The sequence below is a fragment of the uncultured Gemella sp. genome (assembly GCF_963525165.1).
Classification (GTDB): Bacteria; Bacillota; Bacilli; order Staphylococcales; family Gemellaceae; genus Gemella.
Genome location: NZ_CAURJN010000036.1, coordinates 1 through 18,931 on the forward strand (window position 1 = coordinate 1; position 18,931 = coordinate 18,931).

Genomic DNA, 18,931 nt, shown 5'->3' on the forward strand with positions numbered 1-18,931 from the left:
CTCACACAGTAGAATCAAAAACATATGGAGACAACGTTACTTATAATCAAACAGGTAGTTACTTAAACAATATTGGTAAAGTTACATTAAAACCAAATAGTTTATTAGGAACTCCAAGTTTAATTAAAGCTTCAGAAACTACTAATGTAACGCCTAATCCAGAGGTAAAAAAATTAGTTGATGAAATTAAAGCGAAATATGATGCAGAAAATGCTGTTGTAGTAGTTAAAAACAGCCCAGTTGAATTAAGTGGTACTCGTGAAAATGTTCGTGTACGTGAAACGAACTTAGGAAACGTAGTAGCAGATTCACTTTACGAATATGGACAAACTGGATTCCAAAATAAAACAGACATCGCAGTAACAAATGGTGGTGGTTTAAGAGAAACTATCGCAAAAGATAAACCTATCACAAAAGGTAGTGTAATTGCAGTTCTTCCATTCGGTAACACTATCTCTCAAATTAAAGTTACAGGTCAAAATGTATTAGATATGTTTGAAAAATCTCTAGGTTCTATTTTACAAGTTGATAAAGCTGGGAAAACTGTCTTAGATGAAAATGGACAACCATTATTAGAACCAAGTGGAGGTTTCTTACACGTATCAGGAGCAAAAGTTTACTATGATACAAACTTACCTTCTGGAAAACGTGTATTACGTGTAGAAGTTAAGAATCATGATACAGGTGCATACGATAAATTAGACTTAAATAGAACATATTACCTAACTACAAATGACTTCTTAGCAGCAGGTGGTGATGGATATACAATGCTTGGTGGAGAACGTCAAGAAGGACCATCTATGGATGAAGCATTCAAAAATTATTTAGAAAAAGCTGATTTAACTAAATATGCTGTAGTAAATCCAAACTCACGTACAATTTCTGTAGATTCTAAAACATATAAATTTGAAGCTGAAAAACCTGAAACACCAAGAAATGAAGTGCCAAAAGGTGAAACTGCTCAAGATGCTCCAGTCTTAGCTAAAGATGAATTAGTAGTAACACGTCATATTGATGCAGCAGGAAATGAACTTGCGCCAGAAGAATTAGGAGATAAAGAACCGAAAGTTCTTAAAGGATATAACTCAGTTGCAACATCTAAAAAAGATGGAATTACAACTCATGTGTATGGAGTAGAAAAAGCTAATGTTACAAATAGTGAGAGAAAATTACCTAACACAGGTATGAACTCATCTAGTACAACTGCGCTAGGATTAAGTTTAATTGCTCTAGTAGGTCTTGCTGTTAGACGTAAACTTTCTAAATAATAAAGTTAATTTGTTAATAAAAAAATTAAGAGTATGGATAATTCTATACTCTTAAATTTTTGCAGTTTTATTATAATTATTCCTATAGTACTGATATAGTAAAATATTAGCGAAAACTAATTTTTTCTGTAGTGTCGTAATTAATAGTGTAATGTAATTTATTTTTTATAATGTGCTTTCTGTAATAATTTTACTATATCGTTTCTAAAAAAAATATTGACAAGGGTTTCTTATCTTGATATACTTAAATCACAATAAAAAATTACACTTTGAAAAGAAGAGTAGTAGTTGATGTTTGCTTAGAGAGTCTCGGTTGGTGAAATGAGATCAAAGATGATACTATGAAGATGGTCTTTTCGTGTTAGTAGTTGAATAGTTAAATTACTACGGGATAGCCCGATACAGCTAGGAGTATTAAAAAGATATTTTAGTACTTTTTAAGATAGTATTTGTGAAAATACTATAAATCAAGGTGGTAACACGTCTATAGATACGTCCTTGTGGAAGATAATTACTTCTACAAGGACTTTTTTCTTTGTGTAATGTTATTGTTTCATTTTAAGAAATGATAAAGAGGGAGTGACTCAAAAATCGTGATTTCGAAGAAATCGATTTTGTCGAGTCACCCCCGCAAAGTTTATTAGATATCTAAAAAGCTTTTATAAAGTGAATTTAGATATCGATAAACCACTGCGTCTAGGAGTTATTATATGAATTTTGTTAAATTTTAGAACTTTTGGATCAGCCCTTTAGAGGAAATTTTGTGAATTTGAATATAGAATATTTGTATATCGAGATTAAATAATACTTGTAAGAATAGACCTTTGATAGTTCATTAAATGAAGTATTAAAAGTTCTAATTTCCCCTAAATATTATACAAATTTTAAAAATAATAAAATAAAGGTCTGTATCAGAAAAAATTATGAAACAATAATATTTTTCTAGAGTTATTGTATTGATAATAAATATTATTGAATGGAAAAATTTTCTTAAATATGGTAAAATAAAGTATTGAGAAATCAACGATTAAATTTCTAATGAAAGAGATTAAAGGAGATTATATGATTAATAAATTAGGATGGAAAATTGGTGGAGAACAAGGTGAAGGGCTAGAAAGCACAGCCGAAATCTTCTCTACGGTAATAAATACACTAGGCTACCACATGTATTCTACAAGAGACTTCGCAAGTAGAATTAAAGGTGGACATAGTAATAGTAAAATTTGTATTTCAGAAGAAAGAATTAATGTTATTGACTATAAGACAGACATTCTTATAGCCTTTGACCAAGCTACATTAGATAGTTATATTCCAGAATTGGATGAAAACAGTATTATTATTGCGGACGCTAAAATTAAACCAGAAATTTCAGAAGAAATTAAAGGATTAGTTGCGGTATTCCCAATTACTGATTTAGCAAAAGAAATTGCAAATCCAATTATTAAAAACATTATTACACTTGGGATTTGTTCAGCATTATTAGATATTAATTCAAAAATATTCTACGATATGATTGAAGCAAAATTCTCTAGTAAAGGTGAAGAAATCGTAAATACTAACATTCAAGCCTTCGATAAAGGTCGTGAAATTATGAATGATTTCATGGCTGAAAATAATATTAATGATAAGTATTATCTAAAAAAATTAAATCCAACTCACAAGAACATGTGGTTAGTTGGTAACCATGCAGCGGGTCTTGGTGCACTAGCAGCAGGATGTAGAATGTATGCAGGATATCCAATTACACCAGCTACGGAAATTATGGAATATTTATTTGATAAACTTCCACTAGTAAATGGTGCATATATCCAAACAGAAGATGAGATTGCCGCTTTAGGTGTAGCTATTGGAGCGAACTTTGCAGGAGTTCGTGCTATGACAGCTACTTCTGGACCTGGTATCTCATTAATGACAGAGTTCTTAGGTATGGCAGCGATGGCAGAGCAACCAGTTGTTATAGTTGATGTTCAAAGGGGTGGACCTTCTTCAGGACTTCCAACAAAAACTGAGCAATCAGATATTTTCCACGCAGTTTATGGTGGAACAGGGGATGCGTCTCGTATTGTATTAGCTCCAACATCTGTAGAAGATTGTTTCTACACTATGATTGATGCGTTCAATATGGCAGAAAAATACCAAACACCTGTTATTGTCTTAATGGATTTACAATTAGGTATGAACAAAGCTACAGTACCTAACTTTGATTTTAGTAAGGTTCAAATAGATCGTGGAAATCTATTGAAACAAGAAGAAATCACTGAAGAAGATATTATTTACTTCAAACGTTATGCGACTGACGTATTAGTTTCAAACAGAACTATTCCAGGTCAAAAAGGAGGGATTCATAATGCGAACAGTTATGAACACTCGGTTGTAGGATTACCTTCTGAAGTTAAACGTAACACAGTACGTCAAAAAGAAAAACGTTCTAATAAGATTGAATCTGCATTAGTAGAAAAACCATTTGAACTAAATGAATATAATGAGGAAAAAGATATTCTATTAGTAGGTGTAAATTCAACATATGGAGTTCTGAATAAAGCTGCTAAGCAATTACAAGAACAAGGTATGAAGATTGATACTATGCATATTCGTCAAATTTATCCAGTGGCTCAGCCTATTCGTGATGCATTTGATAAATATAGAAAAATCTATATTGTAGAACATAACCATAATAAACAGTTACGTACGGTGATTGCAAGTAAATATCATAATTCAGAAAAAATTGGTAGTTTACTGAAATATGATGGAGACATCTATTATACTCACGAACTTGTTGAACAATTACTAGAGGAGGAGAAATAATTTGAAAGTAACATTAAAAGATTATAAAAACGATGTTAAGCCCGATTGGTGTGCCGGTTGTGGAGACTTCTCGGTACTTGCGGGTATAAATAGAGCTGTTGTAAATCTAGGGATTAAACCTGAGAATGTCGTAATCTCTGCAGGGATTGGATGTTCTGGAAAAATTAGCGGATATACAAGAGCATACGGAGTTCAAGGATTACACGGACGTTCATTACCGGTTGCTCAAGGGATAAAACTAGCTAACCAAGACCTAACAGTTTTCGCTATGGGTGGTGATGGTGATGGATATGCTATCGGGATTGGACACGCTGTTCATGCTATGAAACGTAATGTAAATATGACATACGTAGTAATGGATAACCAACTTTATGCCTTAACAAAAGGTCAAATGTCACCTAAGTCTGATGAAGGTTTAATAACTACGACAACCTTAGAAGGTGTAATGGAAAAACCATTGTCAGCTATGAAAATTGCCTTGTCTTGTGAAGTTACATTCTTAGCACAAGCATTCACTGGTGATATGAAAGAGATGATGCAAATCTTTGAGGAAGCGGTAAATCATGATGGTTTCTCATTAGTTAATGTCTTCAGCCCATGTAAAACATACAACTACAAAAATACACCAGCGTGGTATAAAGAACACTTAACAAAACTTTCTGATATTGAAGGTTATGATAATACTAATAAATTAGAAGCGTATAGAGTCTTAGAAGAATACAACGACCTTGTAACAGGGGTAATCTACAAAAATGAGAAAAAACCTCATTACGAAGATACTTTACGTAATTATAAACGAGATGAACCTATTGCCCATCAAAATCTAGAGCTTAGTGAGGAATTATTTAACTCGTTATGTGATGAATTCAGATAAGAGGTAAAATATGAAAATTAGAAAAATATTATTACCATTAGCTGCAGCTTATGCTGGGTATAAAGTTTATCAAAAAACAGAAGAGCAAGAATTAAATAATGATCACATAGATAGGTGTAGAAACAAATTAATCGCATTAGGTTACGATGTTATAGATAGCTATACGCTAAACTTAAAAGAAAACTCATATTTAATGTTCTATTTTGACAATAACAATGTCGAATATGAAGTACGTTATAATAAAGAAAGTGAAACAATAGAGTACATAAAAGAGGTATAAGAAAATGAGTAAATCAATAGAAAGATTCAGAGAATTAACAATGTTAGACGGAACATCAGGATTTGAAAGTGAAATTTCAAAATATTTAGAAGAAAACTTATCTAAATATGCTGATGAGATTAAGTTCGATAATCTTGGTGGAATCTATGCTATTAAAAAGTCTAAAAAAGAAAATGCTAAAACAGTTATGATTTCAGCTCACATGGATGAAGTTGGATTTATCGTAACTAAAGTATTACCAAATGGTATGCTTAAATTTGAAACACTTGGTGGTTTTAGGGAAGATGTTCTTTTAGCTCAAACTTACACAGTAACTTCATATGAAGGAAAAAAATTCACTGGAGTAATAGGGTCAATTCCTAAACACTTCACTGCAGGAGTAGCACAAAATGTAAAAATTAGCGATATGACTATAGATGTAGGTGCAGCTTCAAGAGAAGAAGCTTTAGAAATGGGAATTCGCGAAGGGGCATTTGTTACACCAAAAACAACATTCGAACAACTTACTGAAAACAGATTTATGAGTAAAGCCGTTGATAACCGTTACGGATGTGTAATTATTACAGAAATCTTAGAAGAATTTGCTGAAAAAGAACTAGACTTCAATTTAGTAGTTTGTGCAACTGTTCAAGAAGAAGTAGGTCTTCGTGGAGCAACTGTGGCAGCAAATATGATTAAACCTGATGTATGTTTCGTTGTAGATTGTAGTCCAGCAAACGACATGGATGGAAAAGAAACTAGTAACGGACGCTTAGGAGAAGGATTCTTAGTAAGATTAGTTGATAGAACTATGGTACTTCGTGCTAACATGAGAGAAAAAATCGTTGCACTTGCTGAAGAAAATGGAATTAAATACCAATACTTCACTTCACCAGGAGGAACAGATGCTGGTAATATTCACCAAGCATTAAATGGTATTCCAACAACTGTAATCGGTATTTGTGCACGTTATATTCATACTCACAATGCAGTATTCGATATCCGTGATTACTACGCAGCTAAATCAATTTTAGGAAAATTATTAGAAACTATCGATGATAAATTCATTGAAGATGTAAGAAAATAAAACGAAAAATGAGGATAGAAATTTTTCTATCCTCATTTTTTTATCTTTTTCTTTTACTTCTTCTATATTGTTGAGGTTCTTCCTCATAATAGTTATTCTCGAATACAGGATCTAAAGAATGAGAATCATCAATATATTGATCTTCATCATATTCTTCTTCGTAGTTTTTATAATATTCATCTTCCATATATTCTTCGTGTATAGTAGCATTTATTTTAACGATTATCCCGAAAAGAATACTGTTAGCTATTAATGAACTTCCACCATAACTTATAAATGGCATGCTTATGCCAATTACAGGAATAATACTAAGTGTTGAAAAAATATTGATGAAGAATGAGAAACAAAAACTACAAATAGCTAGAAGAATAAAGTAATAGCTGTAGTTACCTTGTTCACATTTTTTCATTATATTGAATAATCTTAGTATAAATATAAAGAAAATGAATAAGAATATTGAAGCTCCGATAAATCCAAAGTTTTTAGCAACTATAGAAAAGATAAAATCATTAAATTGTTCATCTATATAGTTTTTATTTTTAGCGAATGTACCTGTAAGTCCACCTAATTTAATCTCGCTAAGAACTTGAGTAATTTGGTAAGAATAATCAAGTTTATAGGCTTCAGGATTTAACCATGAAAGAATACGATTAAGCTGATAAGATTTTAATCCAACTAGACTAAGAAGTCTTGGGAAGTATAAAGCTGCAAGAATTATAATTGCTAGCCCAGCTATTACTACAGAATAGATTCTAAATAATGTTTTCCCTTTATTACAGACTAAAAATACTAAACCTAAGAATAAAAAAATGAAAAATAAGCCATTACCTAAATCATTTTCTCTTAAAACTAGTACGAAAGGTATAGAGATTATTAAAGCTAGTTTTAAAAGTTTAACCGTATCTGAGTTGTCTTTAAAACTCTTTTCTTTTATTAGCATACTAATTATCGCTACAGTCGCTATTTTACCAAATTCAGATGGTTGTAAGGTGAAAAATCCGAAGTTGTACCAACTGCGAGCACCATTTACAATAGGTGCAAGACTAGGCGGAACTAAGAAGATACCGACCAAAAGAACTAGTGCGAGTAAATAGAAGAATATAGAAAATCGTTCTATATAATCTATTGGTATTTTTTGAAGTAAATATATTATTCCAAGGCCAACAGCATAGAAAACAAATTGCTTAAGGAATAATGTAGGTGTTTTGTTGTTGTTATATTCAGCTAGTAATATAAATAATAAACTAGAAAAACTAAATATAAAATAAAAAATCAATATCGATAAATTTGTTTTATTTTTTATGAAATTTAACATAAGTCAACTCCTTTGATGTAATTATACAATATAGAAAGGATATACGCAACTTATGAGAAATCTATTATAGAGAGTTGAAATGCTATTGAGATATCTATTGAAATTAAAAAAGTAAAAGGAAAATTTTATGGGATACTTAATATGATAATAAAATTATTGCTTTCTTATCTTATATATGCTAAGATATAATCATAGAAAGAGAGAGCCGTTTGACACTGACTTTACTAATAATTTCTTAACTCACTATGTTCGTAGAAATTATAGTAATCGTAGTATAAATTATTCGTAGTATTTTTCTTCAGTCTTTGACTTTGAAAAATAAACGACTAACTTAAAAGACGGTGACTTTGATTAAAATGTTAATAAAAAATAATCATCTTAACCCGTTCAAAAGTTTTAAAGATGGTTATTTTTTATTGTCTTTATTAACGTTATAATATAAGTGCTAACTACTGAAACAATGAAAATATTTATTTGAAAAATAGTATATAGACTATACTTTTTTCCGTAATCTATTTTATCTTTTATATGTTTTACCACACGTCCCACTACTAAAAAATAACGTTTTATGCTAAAATTATATATGTTATAAATATATGGAAGAAATAAAGAGAAAGGAACTTTTGAGATGAAATATACTCCAATGATAGAACAATATCTGAAGATAAAAAAAGATTATCAGGATGCGTTTGTATTTTACCGTCTTGGTGATTTTTATGAGATGTTCTTTGAAGATGCGACTAGAGCGTCAAAAATATTAGAAATAACTTTAACTGCTCGTGATGGAGGAGCTGAAAAAATTCCTATGTGTGGAGTTCCATTTCACTCATCAGCAGCTTACATTGATACTTTAGTTAATAATGGATATAAAGTAGCTATATGTGAACAAGTTTCTGAACCTGGTCAAGGGAAAATCGTAGAGCGTAAGGTGGTTCAGGTAATCACACCAGGGACGTATATGAACTACAAAAACTACGATGAGAATAACTACCTAGGTAGTGCATATGTTGAAGATAATAATATCTACTTCGCGTTTTGTGATATTATGACAGGTGATAGTCGTTGTACTGTACTTAAAAATATGACTGACCTTCAGGATGAAGTACTGAAGAATAATATTAAAGAGGTAATAAGCATAAAAGATCAAGAGTTGGATATTAGTGCTTATATTACTGAAGTTGAATTAACTAATGACATTACTAAGGAAAAAACGAGTAATATTACTGATAGTAATCTACGTGTAGCATGCGATGTTCTTTTAGATTATATTGAAAAAACTCAAAATAAAGATATTTCAAGCCTTAAAGATTTTGAAGTATATTTCAAAGATAAGTTTGTTTATATGACGAACTACTCGTTAAAAAACCTAGAAGTTACTCAAAACATGGCTAACGGAGGGAAGAAAGGTTCTCTTCTTAGCATTGTGGATAAAACATCAACAGCTGCGGGTTCAAGAAAAGTAAAAAAATGGTTAGAAAATCCATTGCTAGATCTTAAAGAAATTAAAAAACGTCAGGAAATCGTGGAAGATTTTACTAAACATTATTTTGAAAAAGCTGATGTTAAAACTAGTTTGAAAGAAGTATATGACCTTGAGAGGATCTCTACAAAAGTTTCTTATAATATTGTAAGTCCCAAAGAATTATTAAACCTAAAGAAAACATTGGCTCAAATACCAGAAATTAAGAAATTGTTATTAGGATTTGAATCTAATAAACTAAAAGATATCGCAGAGAATATCGATGAATTAACAGATTTATACGATTATCTTGAAGCAACAATTCATGAAGAAGCTGGTCAAACAGTTAAAGATGGAAATGTAATTAAATCAGGCTTCAATGAAGAGTTAGATAGTTATAAGAATGCTAGTAAAAACGGAAATAGAATATTATTAGAAATCGAAGAACGTGAAAAAGAGAGAACTGGGGTTAAAAATCTAAAAGTTGGATACAATAAGATTTTCGGTTACTTTATCGAAGTATCTAAAGTAGGGCTTAAGACTATAAATCCAACAGAACTAGGTTATCATAGGAAACAAACACTATCTAATTGTGAGAGATTCGTATCTGAAGAGCTGAAAAAAGTTGAAGAACATATCGTAAACTCTAAGACAAAAATTGAAGAGTTAGAATTACAATTATTCCAAGAAGTTAAGACGAAGATTCATAATTATATAGTAAGATTACAGAGGGTAGCGAATACTTTAAGTGATATTGATGTGTTCGTTTCATTATCTGATGTAGCGGAAGAATATGGTTATGTGAAACCTGAATTCAATGACGATAATATTATTGATATTGTTGATGGTCGTCATCCGATTGTTGAGAGAAATGTGAGTGCTGATAGCTATATTAGTAATGATTGCAAAGTAGATAAAGATAATAATATCTTGCTTATTACAGGACCTAATATGTCTGGTAAATCTACTTATATGAGACAACTTGCTCTTATAGTGATTCTTGCACAAATTGGATCTTTTGTTCCAGCGACTTCTGCAAATTTACCAATTTTCGATAAAATATTTACGAGAATTGGTGCGAGTGATGATCTTGCTGGAGGTAAATCAACGTTTATGGTTGAGATGATTGAGGCGAAGAATGCTTTAGTCGAATCTACTGCAAATTCATTATTAATTTTTGACGAGATTGGTCGTGGAACATCGACTTATGATGGTATCGCCTTAGCTCAATCGATATTAGAATACATTAATAATACTATCAAATGTAAAACATTATTCTCAACTCACTATCATGAGCTTACAAAGTTAGAAAATATTACCCAGGGAATAAAGAATATTCACGTTTCTGCAAAAGAAGATCATGGAAAACTAATTTTCTTATATAAAATTAATGAAGGACCTATCGAGAAGAGTTATGGTATTCATGTAGCCAAGCTTGCCCATCTACCAGAAGATGTTATTGTAGGTGCTAATAAGATCTTAAGAGAATTAGAAAGTGGTAATAAAGGTAGTGAGGACCTTGTTGATAATGCTAGATATAACAATGTATTATTAAATGATGCTTCATCACAAGAATCTGAAGAAGAACTAAGAGAAAAAATACGTAAAGAACTTGAACAAGAATATAGCAGTCGAGTAGTTAAAGAAGAAGTTGTAAAAATAGACGAGGAAGCTTTAAGACAACAACTTCGTTCTGAACTCGAAAAAGAATATAGTAGCAAAGTAGTTAAAGAAGATATTGAAAAAGTAGATGAGGAAGCTTTAAGAGCACAACTTCGTTCTGAACTAGAAAAAGAACTTAAAGAAGAGTTAGAGAAAGATATTAGAAAACAATTAAAAGCTGAAGAGAAATCAGGAAAAAATTATGCAAAATTACAATTGGATTTCGATGGTGATAATGAGAAATTTGATGAAATCAAAAAGCAATTAGAGAGTGTAAACTTCTTAGAAACAACACCAATGCAAGCATTTAATCTTCTTTATGAATTACAGAGAAAAATAAGTGAGGATGTGAAATAAATTAAATGGGAAAAATAAATATATTATCTGCAGAATTATCAAATAAAATAGCGGCAGGAGAAGTTGTTGAAAGACCTTCTTCTGTTGTTAAAGAGCTTGTGGAGAACTCTATCGATGCAGGGAGTACAAATATTAAAGTTATAATCAAGGAATTTGGTATTCAACAAATTAGAATTATTGATAATGGTAGTGGTATTACTAATGATGATTTGGCACGCGCATTTTTACGCCATGCGACTAGTAAAATAAGTGCTGACTATGATTTATTTCACATAGAAACTCTAGGTTTTAGAGGTGAGGCGTTAGCGAGTATTTCATCTGTGAGTAAAGTAGTAATTAAGAGTTGTGCAGGAGAAGCGCAAGGAAAGATGTTGGTTCTTGAAGGTGGAAAAGTAGTTTCTGAGGAATATTACGCACCTATTAAAGGAACTGATTTAAGTGTGGAAAATTTATTCTACAATACACCAGCAAGGTTAAAATATCTACGTAATCCTCATACAGAACAAGCCAATATTACTAATATTATTCATAAGTTTGCTCTATCTTATCCTAATGTAGCTTTCGAACTACATGTAGACGGAAAGATCACTTTTAAAACTTATGGTGATGGTGATGTTCATAAGATTTTATCTAAAATCTATAATATGGGTGTCGCTAGAAATATGATAGAATTTAGTGGTAGTAACGATGATTACAAAGTATTTGGTTATATCTCTGTACCAGAAGAGACAAGAGCTAGTAAGAACTATATAAATATTTTTATCAATGGTCGTTATATTAAAAACTATGGAATTCAAAATGCTATTATTGATGCGTATGGTACATTATTAATGATAAACAGGTATCCATTATGTGTAATTAATATAGAAATGGATCCAATTTTATTAGATGTTAATGTGCACCCAACTAAGCAAGAAGTTAGGTTATCAAAAGAAGCGGAGTTAATCCGTCTAATAAAAGAAGTTATCGCAGAGAGATTAAGTAATTATACATATATTCCACAAGGAATGAATAATGTTCTTACGAAAAAAGAAAAAGCGAAAATCGAAAAAATAAATTTCTTAGATGAACTTGATAATAAGTTTGGAGATGTAGAAGATAACGCTATTTTTTCAGAAGAGAAAAAAGAACCTGAAGCAAATTTTGAAGTTGAACTTAGTTTTTCTGATACTCAAGAAGAATCTACAAGTTATATAATTCAAGAAGATGAATTTCTTTTTGGAGGCGATTTGTTAACTAATTCTGGGGAAGAAAAAACTTTGGTACAAAATAAAGAAAGTATATTTAACCAAAGAAATAAAACTCAGAGAATTAAGAGTGACTTACCGGATTTATCTTACAGTTCACATCCTCGTGATAATAGAAATAAGTTCGGTGATAAACTAACTAAAAAAGAGATTGAGAACTTCATGAATTTCTCTAAAAAAGAAGATAACTCGAGTTATGATGATCGAACAGAAAAAGTAGTTTCTAATGTAGTAAAAGATGATAGTCATTTTAATGAGATTAAAGATGCGAAAATCGTTCAAGATTATGATACAAAAGTTAGAACTTTACCAGATTTAAAAGTATTAGCACAAATCTTTAAAACATATATTCTATCAGAAGCGGATAATAAGCTATTTCTAATAGATCAGCATGCTGCAGCAGAAAGATATAATTATGAGAAATTACAACGCGAATTTATCGAAAGAAAGAATTATAAAAAACAGATGTTAATCCCACTTATGTTTGATTTTTCTGTAGAGGAAGCGGTTGAGATTCGTAATAATTTAGAAAAATTTGAGGAACTTGGTATTGTATTTGAGGAGTTTGGAGATAATTCTTATGTTGTTCGTGAGTTTCCTGGTTGGATAGAAGAAGATGAAGAGCAAATGATAAAAATTATTGTTGAGAAGGTTCTTAGAAATAACAATATAACTTTCAACGAATTAAGAAATGATGCAATTGCTATGGCAAGTTGTAAAATGTCTATAAAAGCAAACCAAGTTCTTACAGATGTCGAGATGAATAAGGTTATTAGTGATTTATACGAATGTAAGAATCCATTTACGTGTCCACATGGACGTCCGATAATTACAAAAATGGAGAAAAAAGATTTAGAAAAAATGTTTAAGCGTATAGTGTAGGAGGTAAGATGGAAAAAATACCTTTAATAGCGATAGTAGGACCAACCGCAGTTGGTAAAACAGCACTTAGTATAGAACTGGCAAAAGAGTTCAACTGTGAAATAATCTCTATAGATAGTGTTCAAATTTATAAAAAGTTTGATATAGGTTCTGCAAAGGTGAAAAAAGAAGAGATGGATGGGATAGTTCATCATCTAATAGACGAATTAGAACCTACTGATACTTGTTCTGTCTACGATTTTCAAAAACTAGCACGTAAGAAAATTGAAGAAATACATGCTCGAGGGAAGATGCCTTTATTAATCGGTGGAACTGGTTTTTATATGAATGCTGTTCTAAATAATTATGAGTTTACTGATTTAGAGGAAAAAACTTATGATATTGATGTTGATATGGCTAGAGAGTATTTAAAAGAAAACTATCCAGATACATATAATGCGATTGATATAGAAAATCATCGTCGTGTCATCAATGCATATAATTATGTAATGAATGAAAAAAAATCTGTAACGACAAACAACAATGGTGATACTGTTCTTGATTGTTATAATCCATTTTTAATAGTTCTTAATACCGTTAGGGAAGTTCTATACAATCGTATTAATAAGCGAGTTGAGCTAATGTTTGAAGAAGGGCTTGAACAGGAAGTTAAAGGGATTATAGAGGTGTATGGTTTTGAACTGCAAGCTCTAGGAGCAATAGGATATAAGGAGATGATTCCGTATCTTAATGGTAATGTTTCTAAAGAAGATACTATTGCAGCTATTTCTCAAAATTCACGCCGTTATGCTAAACGTCAGTTAACATGGTTTAGAAACAAAATGGATGGAACGTGGTATGATACTGCTAATAAGGAACTTTTGGTAGATATTATAAGTGATATCAAGGGGAAGTTTAATTGGGAGTGACTCAAAAATTCTAAAATTTAACAGAGTTCATATAAGAATTCATAGACGCAGTGGTTTATTGATATCTAAATACGCTTTATAAAAGCTTTTTAGATATCAATAAACTGTGTGGGGATGACTCAACATTGAAATCATGATTTTTGAGTCACTCCCTTTTTAAAAAATTTATAACAAATAAATTTATTATATAATAGATTGAACTCTAGTTGTGAGAAGATATATTATGAAATTTTAAAATATTTCAAAAGTATTTCTGATTTAACTAGAGTTTTTCTTCGTTATGTGCTAAACTAGTAATACTAAAGATTCTCAGGAAATAGGAGGAGAAGATGAATTCATTTAAATATCTTAAGCCGAAGTTGTTTAGTGTAATGAAAAATTATACAAAGGAACAATGCTTGAAAGATATAATTGCTGGTTTGATAGTAGCTGTTATAGCATTGCCTTTATCGATTGCTTTGGCGATTGCATCTGGAGTGAATCCGGAACAAGGTCTTTATACTGCGATTATAGCAGGTTTTTTTATTTCATTTTTAGGTGGGAGTAGGGTTCAGATTGGTGGACCTACTGCAGCATTTGTCATTATTATTTATGGAATTATAGCAGAACACGGAATTGCAGGATTAACTGTTGCAACACTGATGGCAGGAGTTATGTTAATCTTGATGGGATTATTTCATTTTGGTGACTTGATTAAATTCATTCCCAAAACAATTACTGTAGGTTTTACTCTAGGGATTGCAATGGGAATAGTTGTAGGTCAAATTAAAGATTTCCTAGGATTAAGCATGGGAGCAGTCCCTGCAGAGTTTATTGGAAAATTAGTAGCCTATGGTCATAATATAAAAAGTATTAGTTTCGTCACTTTAGCTATAGGATTACTTGCGATATTAATCCAAGTATTTTGGCATAAGGTATCTAAGAAAATACCAGGTTCTTTAATCGCAATATTGGTTACAACATTTTTAGTAGCTATTTTTAAATTACCGGTAAAAACTATTGGTGATTTATATATGATTAAAGCAGGGCTTCCTGGTTTTACAATGCCTACAATTTCGTTCTCTCTAGTTAGGGAGATGATGTTACCTGCATTTACGATCGCAATATTAGCTGCAATAGAATCATTGCTATCAGCTGTAGTGTCTGATGGTATGACAGGTAGTAAGCACAAATCTAATGCAGAATTAGTAGCCCAAGGTGTTGGGAACTTTATGTCAGTACTTTTCGGAGGAATACCTGCAACAGGTGCAATTGCGAGAACGGCAGCCAACGTAAAAAATGGTGGTAGAACGCCAGTAGCTGGAATGGTGCATGCATTTACTTTATTATTAATACTATTATTTTTAATGCCATATGCATCTTATATACCTATGAGTTGCTTGGCTGCTATATTAATAATCGTAGGATATAACATGAGTGGATGGCGTACTTGTGTACGTATGGTAAAAACTGCCCCTAAGAGCGATACTGCAGTGTTGATTATTACTTTTTTATTAACGTTATTCTTTGATTTAGTTATTGCAATAGAATTCGGTATGGTATTAGCGGCTTTCTTATTCTTAAAACGTATGTCTGATATTGCAGAAGTTAGACAATGGACATATAAAGGTTCGTCTGATGAAGATAAACTGTCAGAAGAAGTTGATTTAAAATATGTTCCTAAAAATACTATTGTTTATGAAATTTTTGGAGCATTATTCTTCGGAGCAGCTAACGTATTTACTAACTTTGAACATGGAGAAGGAAAAAATGTTTTGATTATACGAATGCGTAATGTTCCTGTTATGGACATTTCGGGATTAGAAGTATTAGAAGAAATACTGGAAACTTGTAAAAAACGCGGGCTAACACTTATCTTATCGCATGTTAATGAACAACCTTATCAAGTTATGGAAAAAGCAGGATTTATAGAAAAAATAGGTAAAGAAAATCTATGTGAAAATATCGATGCATCTTTAGAAAGAGCAGAGAAGTTAGGGAAGATACAGGGAGTATAGAATTAAAAGAATTTCACTGTGTGAATTTAGTATGAGAATATTTTTTTCAAGAATATAATAATTAAAATAGGTTAAACCTAGAATGATATTTTAAGTAAATTTTAATTATAATTTTAATTTCATATAAGGTTTACAATGTAAAATATAACCATACGAAACTTAATAATATTTTTTTAAAAATATATGGGACTGATAATTTTATCAGTCCCTTTCTCTATTTTTAGGGCGGCTTAGTTTTGAACAGGTACAGTATATGTCGAAGATTAATTTATAACAATAGTAAATAAAGGAGTGTTGATAGGTTTCTTTGGTGAAATACTAAATAAAGTGATAAATTCAATTATTATTGTAATTATATTATTACCACACTTATTGGAGCGTATTCATGTTATTCGTTGGTATAATAAGGTGAAACAAAAAATAGAGAACAAATAGTAGTGTATATTTTTATATGTAAACTGTTATAATATTTTAAAGGGGTGAATCGATAAAATTGATTTTTTTAAAATCACGATTTTGTTGAGTCACTTATTTTATTGAAATAAATATGTTTATACCATGGTTGTCATATAATAAATAAAGTGTTAAATTTATAGTTTATATTATTATAGATTTAGTAATTTTTTTAGTAAAAGAAATTTTTTAAGATAGTAAAATTTTATTTCATTTTTTTCGATATATTTATCACAATATATATATATATATATATGGCAATGCGAAAGATGATATGATATAATATTATAATACAAATACGAATTAAATATTATTTTCATCTAGAGAATAATAGATTAATTAAAGTATATTTAAAGTATAAATAGTATAATGTATAATTGGAAACATGGGTAAATAGGGTGAACTGTTTATAAATGGCTATTTATCATGTATAACTATAGTTATATAATTGTTTTTATTTATCTTTAAGCAATAAAAAGGAAGGAGAAACGTAAGTGATAGGAAAAAATAATAAGTATCTGAGGGATACGAAAAGTGGAGTAAAAGTAGAAACTTACTCTATTAAAAAGTTTAAAGTTGGTGCAGCTTCAGTTGTTATAGGAGCTAGTATCTTCTTTGGTGCAGCTGGTATAGCTAATGCGGGAGAAGTACCAGGTGAGAAAATAGAAAAAGATACTAGTGTTGAGAAAGTAACTAGTTCAACTGATGAAAAAACAGATGTTCTAAATAACAATATCTCAGCAGAAAAAGAAGTTGCAAAGCCAACTAAAAAGGAGGAAGTGTCAGCTGATGCTACTCCAACAGTAAAAAATGATGCTAATGCCGACAAAAAAGTAGAGAAAAAGGCATTAGATAAAAATAAATTACAAACTAATATTGAAAAAGTAGAGGAACTGCTAGAAAAAATCAATAAAGATAAAGCACCAGCTTCTACTCTAGCAGCTATTAAAATAGATTTAGAAAATGCTAAAAATATACTTAATAGTAATAATGCTGAGTTAACACAAGCCGAAATTGATGTATTAGTTAAAAAACTTAATGAGAAAATCTCTGTATTATCTTCAATGCCGAAGGCTAATGCTCCTGAAAAAGTAGTAAAAGAAGGAAAAAATACAATCGCTAACACTGGATCTCGTGATTCACGTAATGGGAATAAGATTGAAGAAGGAACAAATGTAAGAGCGGCTTCAATTTCTCCAACATGGGATTCAAGTGACAACTTATTAATTTATCAACGTCACCGTGCGAGTGATGGAAGCAGAGTCGTTAGAAATGGATTAACAGAATATACCGAAAAAAAAGTAGATATGTTCGCTAAAACGACAACAATCAACGGAGAACGTTATGTAGTTTATGATGTTTTCTTCAATAATGATGGTGTCTCAATGGCTCACCTAAGTAGGTATCAAATTTATCGATTAATTTTACCACCTCAAATTTTAGATTTGAATAGTGATGGTACATATAAAAATAACACTTTAAGAGATTTAAAATTTGAATCTTATACGAGAAATGGTAACTCTGGAACGCTTTCTCAAAATCCAGAGAATTTTACTAGAACGGCTTCTCATAATGTTAATTTCTTAAATAATTCAGTTGATTATGGTTCAGGTTGGAGAAAATTAACGTATTTCAACGCACTAGATATTAGACATGGTAGAAGTTATAACCAAGACATGAGTGAAACATTTAAAGGGAATAGCAATGATCCACTTTTAATCCATGCGGTAACAAGAACGGAGAGCAAATTTAATCAATACTCTTATGGTTTTGGGGTTAAAACAGAGGATAGAGATTCTGCGATTCACATGCAAGTGAAAGCTAAGCTGAAAGCTGGAGTAACAGATGATCAGGTAAGAGAGGCGTTTGCATTAGCAGTTGCGGGTACATTCGGGAAAACTACTAACCAAGCATATACATTTGTTTCAGGAAAAGATGCGAATGAACCGAAATATACAGATTATCCAGACCAACCAGTACAACCAACCTTAAGAGAAAAACAAGCAAAACTATATCCTATCCAAGGTAGCACACATAACAAAACAGTGGGAGATACACTTCCAAACCCAGATAATCCAGTAAGTGCTAAATATATTACTCCTAAAAATGGTGGAGAGTTTCCAGGTGGAATGACTTGGAGTTGGAAAAATAATATTAAACCAAGTACAGCCGAAGCCGGAGTGTTCAAATATACTGCTGTGGCTACTTATCAAGATGGTTCAAAATCAGATGCTGCAAACTCAGGTTCAGACGGAACAGTTACATTAAATGTTAAACCAATTAAACCTACGATTACAGCAAGCGATGTGCAACATAAAAAAGGATTAACAAATCAAACAATCACGGTAAATGTTGGTA

11 protein-coding genes and 1 other annotated feature are annotated in these 18,931 nt (G+C 31.0%); of the genes, 10 read left to right on the forward strand and 1 reads right to left on the reverse strand.

The window, feature by feature from the left end; all coding sequences use genetic code 11:
• From RWQ74_RS07215 to RWQ74_RS07235, 5 genes are all read left to right on the forward strand, one after another.
• On the forward strand, positions 1–1,268 hold a 1,268-nt coding region (locus RWQ74_RS07215), incomplete at its 5' end, for a 5'-nucleotidase C-terminal domain-containing protein (RefSeq protein WP_314397602.1).
• A 260-nt stretch (positions 1,269–1,528) separates the two neighbouring features.
• Positions 1,529–1,771, forward strand: a binding site (T-box leader).
• 559 nt (positions 1,772–2,330) lie between these two features.
• Positions 2,331–4,073 (forward strand): 2-oxoacid:acceptor oxidoreductase subunit alpha, encoded by a 1,743-nt coding sequence (locus tag RWQ74_RS07220; protein WP_314397603.1) that lies wholly within the window; start codon positions 2,331–2,333, stop codon positions 4,071–4,073.
• 1 nt (position 4,074) lies between these two features.
• Positions 4,075–4,947: a 2-oxoacid:ferredoxin oxidoreductase subunit beta gene (locus RWQ74_RS07225; RefSeq protein WP_274459987.1), complete on the forward strand. Its 873-nt coding sequence runs from the start codon at positions 4,075–4,077 to the stop codon at positions 4,945–4,947.
• Positions 4,948–4,957: 10 nt separating this feature from the next.
• Entirely contained in the window at positions 4,958–5,227 is a 270-nt protein-coding gene (locus RWQ74_RS07230; protein ID WP_314397604.1) for a hypothetical protein, read from the forward strand.
• Positions 5,228–5,231: 4 nt separating this feature from the next.
• The gene (locus tag RWQ74_RS07235) at positions 5,232–6,293 is read left to right on the forward strand and encodes a M42 family metallopeptidase (protein WP_314397606.1); all 1,062 of its coding nucleotides are present in this window, start codon (positions 5,232–5,234) and stop codon (positions 6,291–6,293) included.
• Between the two features lie 40 nt (positions 6,294–6,333).
• Here the strand turns inward: RWQ74_RS07235 and RWQ74_RS07240 are convergent, their stop codons facing one another.
• Positions 6,334–7,608, reverse strand: coding sequence for an FtsW/RodA/SpoVE family cell cycle protein (locus RWQ74_RS07240; protein ID WP_314397607.1), 1,275 nt, complete (start codon positions 7,606–7,608; stop codon positions 6,334–6,336).
• A gap of 628 nt (positions 7,609–8,236) precedes the next feature.
• Here RWQ74_RS07240 and mutS point away from each other — a divergent pair.
• From mutS to RWQ74_RS07265, 5 genes are all read left to right on the forward strand, one after another.
• Complete coding sequence (gene mutS / locus RWQ74_RS07245) at positions 8,237–11,086, forward strand: DNA mismatch repair protein MutS (protein WP_314397608.1); 2,850 nt, start codon at positions 8,237–8,239, stop codon at positions 11,084–11,086.
• Positions 11,087–11,091: 5 nt separating this feature from the next.
• Positions 11,092–13,215, forward strand: coding sequence for a DNA mismatch repair endonuclease MutL (mutL, locus tag RWQ74_RS07250; RefSeq protein ID WP_314397609.1), 2,124 nt, complete (start codon positions 11,092–11,094; stop codon positions 13,213–13,215).
• Between the two features lie 8 nt (positions 13,216–13,223).
• Positions 13,224–14,123, forward strand: coding sequence for a tRNA (adenosine(37)-N6)-dimethylallyltransferase MiaA (gene miaA, locus RWQ74_RS07255; protein ID WP_314397611.1), 900 nt, complete (start codon positions 13,224–13,226; stop codon positions 14,121–14,123).
• 329 nt (positions 14,124–14,452) lie between these two features.
• Positions 14,453–16,120, forward strand: coding sequence for a SulP family inorganic anion transporter (locus tag RWQ74_RS07260; RefSeq protein WP_314397612.1), 1,668 nt, complete (start codon positions 14,453–14,455; stop codon positions 16,118–16,120).
• 947 nt (positions 16,121–17,067) lie between these two features.
• Positions 17,068–18,931: YSIRK-type signal peptide-containing protein (locus RWQ74_RS07265; RefSeq protein WP_314397613.1), on the forward strand; the 1,864-nt coding region annotated here is incomplete at its 3' end.

Excerpts from the sequence above, each read along its gene's own strand:
- RWQ74_RS07220 (WP_314397603.1), top strand. The coding sequence starts at position 2,331 with ATGATTAATAAATTAGGATGGAAAATTGGTGGAGAACAAGGTGAAGGG.
- RWQ74_RS07230 (WP_314397604.1), top strand. The coding sequence starts at position 4,958 with ATGAAAATTAGAAAAATATTATTACCATTAGCTGCAGCTTATGCTGGG.
- RWQ74_RS07235 (WP_314397606.1), top strand. The coding sequence starts at position 5,232 with ATGAGTAAATCAATAGAAAGATTCAGAGAATTAACAATGTTAGACGGA.
- RWQ74_RS07240 (WP_314397607.1), bottom strand. The coding sequence starts at position 7,608 with ATGTTAAATTTCATAAAAAATAAAACAAATTTATCGATATTGATTTTT.
- mutS (WP_314397608.1), top strand. The coding sequence starts at position 8,237 with ATGAAATATACTCCAATGATAGAACAATATCTGAAGATAAAAAAAGAT.
- mutL (WP_314397609.1), top strand. The coding sequence starts at position 11,092 with ATGGGAAAAATAAATATATTATCTGCAGAATTATCAAATAAAATAGCG.
- miaA (WP_314397611.1), top strand. The coding sequence starts at position 13,224 with ATGGAAAAAATACCTTTAATAGCGATAGTAGGACCAACCGCAGTTGGT.
- RWQ74_RS07260 (WP_314397612.1), top strand. The coding sequence starts at position 14,453 with ATGAATTCATTTAAATATCTTAAGCCGAAGTTGTTTAGTGTAATGAAA.